This is a genomic window from Clavibacter sp. MX14-G9D, assembly GCF_032917815.1.
In the GTDB taxonomy this organism is placed as follows: Bacteria; Actinomycetota; Actinomycetes; order Actinomycetales; family Microbacteriaceae; genus Clavibacter; species Clavibacter michiganensis_K.
The window spans coordinates 1-3,472 of record NZ_JAVCVL010000255.1; the positions used below are offsets into that span (position 1 = coordinate 1).

A 3,472-nucleotide genomic window follows, 5' to 3' on the forward strand; every position below is an offset into this window, starting at 1 on the left:
CCCCCCCCCCCCCCGGGGGGGGCGGCGGGGGGGGGGGCGTCGCGCGGTGCTTGCCCTCCGCGGCCCCCCCGCGGCCCGGGAGCCGCTCGCACACGTCGCGGCCCGTGGCGAGCGCCGGGTCGATGTCGATGCCCGCCCACAGCCCCCGGCCGCGCACCTCGAGCACGCCGTGCCCGACCAGGTCCGCGAGCCGGGCGTGCAGCACGGCCCCGAGCCGGCGGGCCCGCTCCTGCGGCTCGCCCGTGGCCAGCATGTCGACGACCGCGAGGCCCACGGCCGCGGCGAGCGGGTTGCCGCCGAAGGTGGATCCGTGCTGCCCCGGCTGGATGACGCCCAGCACGTCCGCGTCGCCGACGACCGCGGAGACGGGCACGATGCCGCCGCCGAGCGCCTTGCCGAGGAGGTAGAGGTCCGGGACGACGCCCGCGTTGTCGCACTCGAAGGTCGCGCCGGTGCGTCCGAGGCCCGACTGGATCTCGTCGGCGATGAACAGCACGCGCTCCCGCGTGCAGATCCGCCGGACGTCCGGGAGGAACGACGCGGGCGGCACGACGATGCCGGCCTCGCCCTGGATCGGCTCCACGAGCACGGCGACGGTGTCCTCGTCGATCGCGGCCTCGAGCGCCGCCGCGTCCCCGTAGGGCACGGTGACGAAGCCGGGCGTGAACGGCCCGAAGTCGGCGCGCGCCTCCTCGTCGTCGCTGAAGCTCACGATGGTGGTCGTGCGGCCGTGGAAGTTGCCGGCCATGACGATGATCCTGGCGCGGCCCGCGGCCACGCCCTTGACGCGGTAGCCCCACGCGCGGGCGACCTTGATGCCGGATTCGACGGCCTCCGCGCCGGTGTTCATCGGCAGGACCATGTCCTTGCCGGCGAGAGCGGCGAGCGCCGTGACGAACGGGCCCAGCCGGTCGTTGTGGAACGCGCGGCTCGTGAGCGTGATGCGCCCGAGCTGCTCGGTCGCCGCCCGGACGAGGTCCGGGTGGGAGTGGCCGAAGTTCACGGCCGAGTAGGCGGCGAGGCAGTCCAGCAGGCGCCGGCCGTCGAGGTCGGTGACCCACGCGCCCTGGCCGGACGCGACCACGACGGGCAGCGGGTGGTAGTTGTGCGCGGCGTGCGCCTCCTCGGCGTGGATCGCGCGGGATCCCGCGTCGGACGCGGCGGGGCGGTCGATGGTGTCGGTCATGTCCTCATCCGTCCCGGTCGTCACGGCCGCAGCTCGAGCGTGCAGCACTTCACGCCGCCGCCGCCGAGCAGCAGCTCGGACAGGTCGACGCCGATGGGGTCGTAGCCGCGCTCCCGCAGCGACGCCGCGAAGCCGACCGCCTTCTCGGCGATCACGACGTGGTAGCCGTCGCTGTAGGAGTTGAGGCCGAGGATCGACGCGTCGGTCGCGCTGACCTCGACGGCGTCGGGGTAGCGGCGCTCGATCTCGTCGAGGCTGGCCGAGTCGAAGGCGCTCGGCAGGTAGGCGATGTTCTCGTCGTCGAGCACCGCGATGGCGGTGTCCAGGTGGTAGAACGACGGGTCCACCAGGCGCAGGGTCACGACCTCGCGGTCGAAGATCCGGGCCACCTCGGCGTGGCTGGTGCTGTCGCTGCGGAAGCCCGTGCCCGCGAGGATCGTGTCGCCGACGAGGAGGATGTCCCCCTCGCCCTCGTTGACCTGCTCGGGCACGCGCACGTCGAAGCCGGCCTCGCGGAACCAGTCCATGTAGGCCGGGCCCTCGGGCTGGCGCTCCGGGTGCTGGAAGCTCGCGCCGTACGCGATGCCGTCGAGGGTGAAGCCGCCGTTGGCGGCGTAGACCATGTCCGGGAGGCCCGCGAAGCCGTCGATGAGGTCGACCTGGAAGCCGAGGCCGACGTAGGTGTCGTGCAGGGTCTGCCACTGGCGCACGGCGAGCGAGGTGTCCGTCGGGACGGCCGGGTCCATCCAGGGGTTGATCCGGTAGACCACGTCGAAGTGGTCGGGGCGGCACATGAGCACGCGGCGGGCGGTCGGCGTGCGGCCGGTCCCGGTCGGGGTCTCGCGGGAGAGGGTGGAGGGCATGGTGCTCCTGCTTCGTGCGGCGCGCCTCGCGGCGCGGTCGTGGAGGCGGACGATGTCCCAGAGCCCCGAGGGGACGCCTTCCGGACAGCCTGGCAGGCGCATCACGCCGGTTCGACGGATCCCGGCGCGGATTCCGCGCGTCAGGGCCCCGTCCGGCGCACGATCCCGCCGTAGGCTCGCGGCATGGACAACCTGGACCACCGGATCATCGACCTCCTCCGCCAGAACGGCCGTGCCGGGTACGGCGACATCGGCGGGACGGTGGGCCTCTCGGCCAGCGCGGTGAAGCGGCGGGTCGACCGCCTGGTGGCCGACGGCGTGATCCGCGGCTTCACGATCCAGGTGGACCCGGCCGTCGACGGCCTGAGCACCGAGGCCTACGTGGAGCTGTTCTGCCGCGGGACGGTCGCCCCCGACGAGCTGCGCCGGATCCTGCAGGGCGTCCCCGAGGTGGTCGACGCGGGCACCGTGACGGGCGACGCGGACGCGATCGTCCGCATCCGCTCCCGCGACATCCCGAGCCTCGAGGACGCGCTCGAGAAGGTGCGCCTCGCCCCGAACGTCGACCACACCCGGAGCGCCATCGTGCTGTCGCGGCTGGTGAACCGGACGCTGGAGTAGCGTGCGGCGTCGCCCTGCCGCCGGCTACGCGAAGAGCGCGACCAGGATCACGACGAAGATGACCACGAAGAGCGCCGGGAGGGCGTAGCGCACGAGGTTCGTGAGGCCCTCGGCGGCGATGATCGTGCGGGCCGCGTGCGAGGTCGCGCCGGAGTCGCGGAGGTCGCGCGAGATGGCGATGGCCTGCGAGGTGATGGAGAACTGGATCGCGGCGCCCATCGCGCCCGTCGCCAGCAGGATGAGGGCGGCCGCGAGGCGCGTTCCGAGATCGGCGTCGGCGAGGCCGGTGCGGAGCAGCACCACGGTGGAGGTCAGCAGGAAGACGGGGCCCAGCTGGCTCGTGATGAGCTGCTTGCGGGCGCGGGACCACATGGTCATCAGCTCGAGCTCGGACATTCGGGGCCTCCCATCGGCGGCCGGTGCGCGCCGCGCTCCCATCCTCCCCTGCCGACGCCGTCCCGTGCGCGCGCCGCGCATGTCGCGCCGTCCGGCGGGAGGCCGGTGGATAGCCTCGGCGCATGGACCCCGAGCCCGGCTACCGCATCGACCCGGGATCCGCGACCCCGCCCTACGAGCAGCTCCGCGCGGAGATCGCGCGCCGAGCCGCGGACGGCGAGCTGACCGTGGGCGCGCGGCTGCCCACCGTGCGGGCGCTCGCGGAGCGGACCGGGGTCGCCGTCAACACCGTCGCCCGCGCGTACCGGGAGCTCGAGGGGGACGGGGTGATCGAGACGCGCGGGCGCGCCGGCTCGTTCGTCGCCGCCCAGGACGACGTGCCCGCGGCGCTCCGGGCGGCCGCGGT

5 protein-coding genes are annotated in these 3,472 nt (G+C 74.3%); 2 read left to right on the forward strand and 3 right to left on the reverse strand.

The features are described from left to right. Together rocD and ddaH are read right to left on the reverse strand one after the other, a co-directional pair. The coding region (rocD, locus tag Q6969_RS14185; protein WP_317231019.1) for an ornithine--oxo-acid transaminase at window positions 1-1,186 on the reverse strand (1,186 nt) is incomplete at its 3' end. A gap of 20 nt (window positions 1,187-1,206) precedes the next feature. Beyond that, the gene (ddaH, locus tag Q6969_RS14190; RefSeq protein ID WP_317231020.1) at window positions 1,207-2,049 is read right to left on the reverse strand and encodes a dimethylargininase; all 843 of its coding nucleotides are present in this window, start codon (window positions 2,047-2,049) and stop codon (window positions 1,207-1,209) included. A 183-nt stretch (window positions 2,050-2,232) separates the two neighbouring features. Between ddaH and Q6969_RS14195 the strand changes: the two genes are divergently transcribed. Then, window positions 2,233-2,670: an Lrp/AsnC family transcriptional regulator gene (locus Q6969_RS14195; RefSeq protein ID WP_011931848.1), complete on the forward strand. Its 438-nt coding sequence runs from the start codon at window positions 2,233-2,235 to the stop codon at window positions 2,668-2,670. A 24-nt stretch (window positions 2,671-2,694) separates the two neighbouring features. On the opposite strand, the gene Q6969_RS14200 is transcribed toward Q6969_RS14195, so the two are convergent. Continuing rightward, entirely contained in the window at window positions 2,695-3,066 is a 372-nt protein-coding gene (locus Q6969_RS14200) for a hypothetical protein (RefSeq protein ID WP_317231021.1), read from the reverse strand. Window positions 3,067-3,188: 122 nt separating this feature from the next. Here Q6969_RS14200 and Q6969_RS14205 point away from each other — a divergent pair. Further along, on the forward strand, window positions 3,189-3,472 hold a 284-nt coding region (locus tag Q6969_RS14205; protein WP_317231022.1), incomplete at its 3' end, for a GntR family transcriptional regulator.

What these genes read in the sequence shown, in the direction of transcription:
- Q6969_RS14200 (WP_317231021.1), bottom strand. Translation starts at nt 3,066, where the DNA reads ATGTCCGAGCTCGAGCTGATGACCATGTGGTCCCGCGCCCGCAAGCAG.
- Q6969_RS14195 (WP_011931848.1), top strand. Translation starts at nt 2,233, where the DNA reads ATGGACAACCTGGACCACCGGATCATCGACCTCCTCCGCCAGAACGGC.
- ddaH (WP_317231020.1), bottom strand. Translation starts at nt 2,049, where the DNA reads ATGCCCTCCACCCTCTCCCGCGAGACCCCGACCGGGACCGGCCGCACG.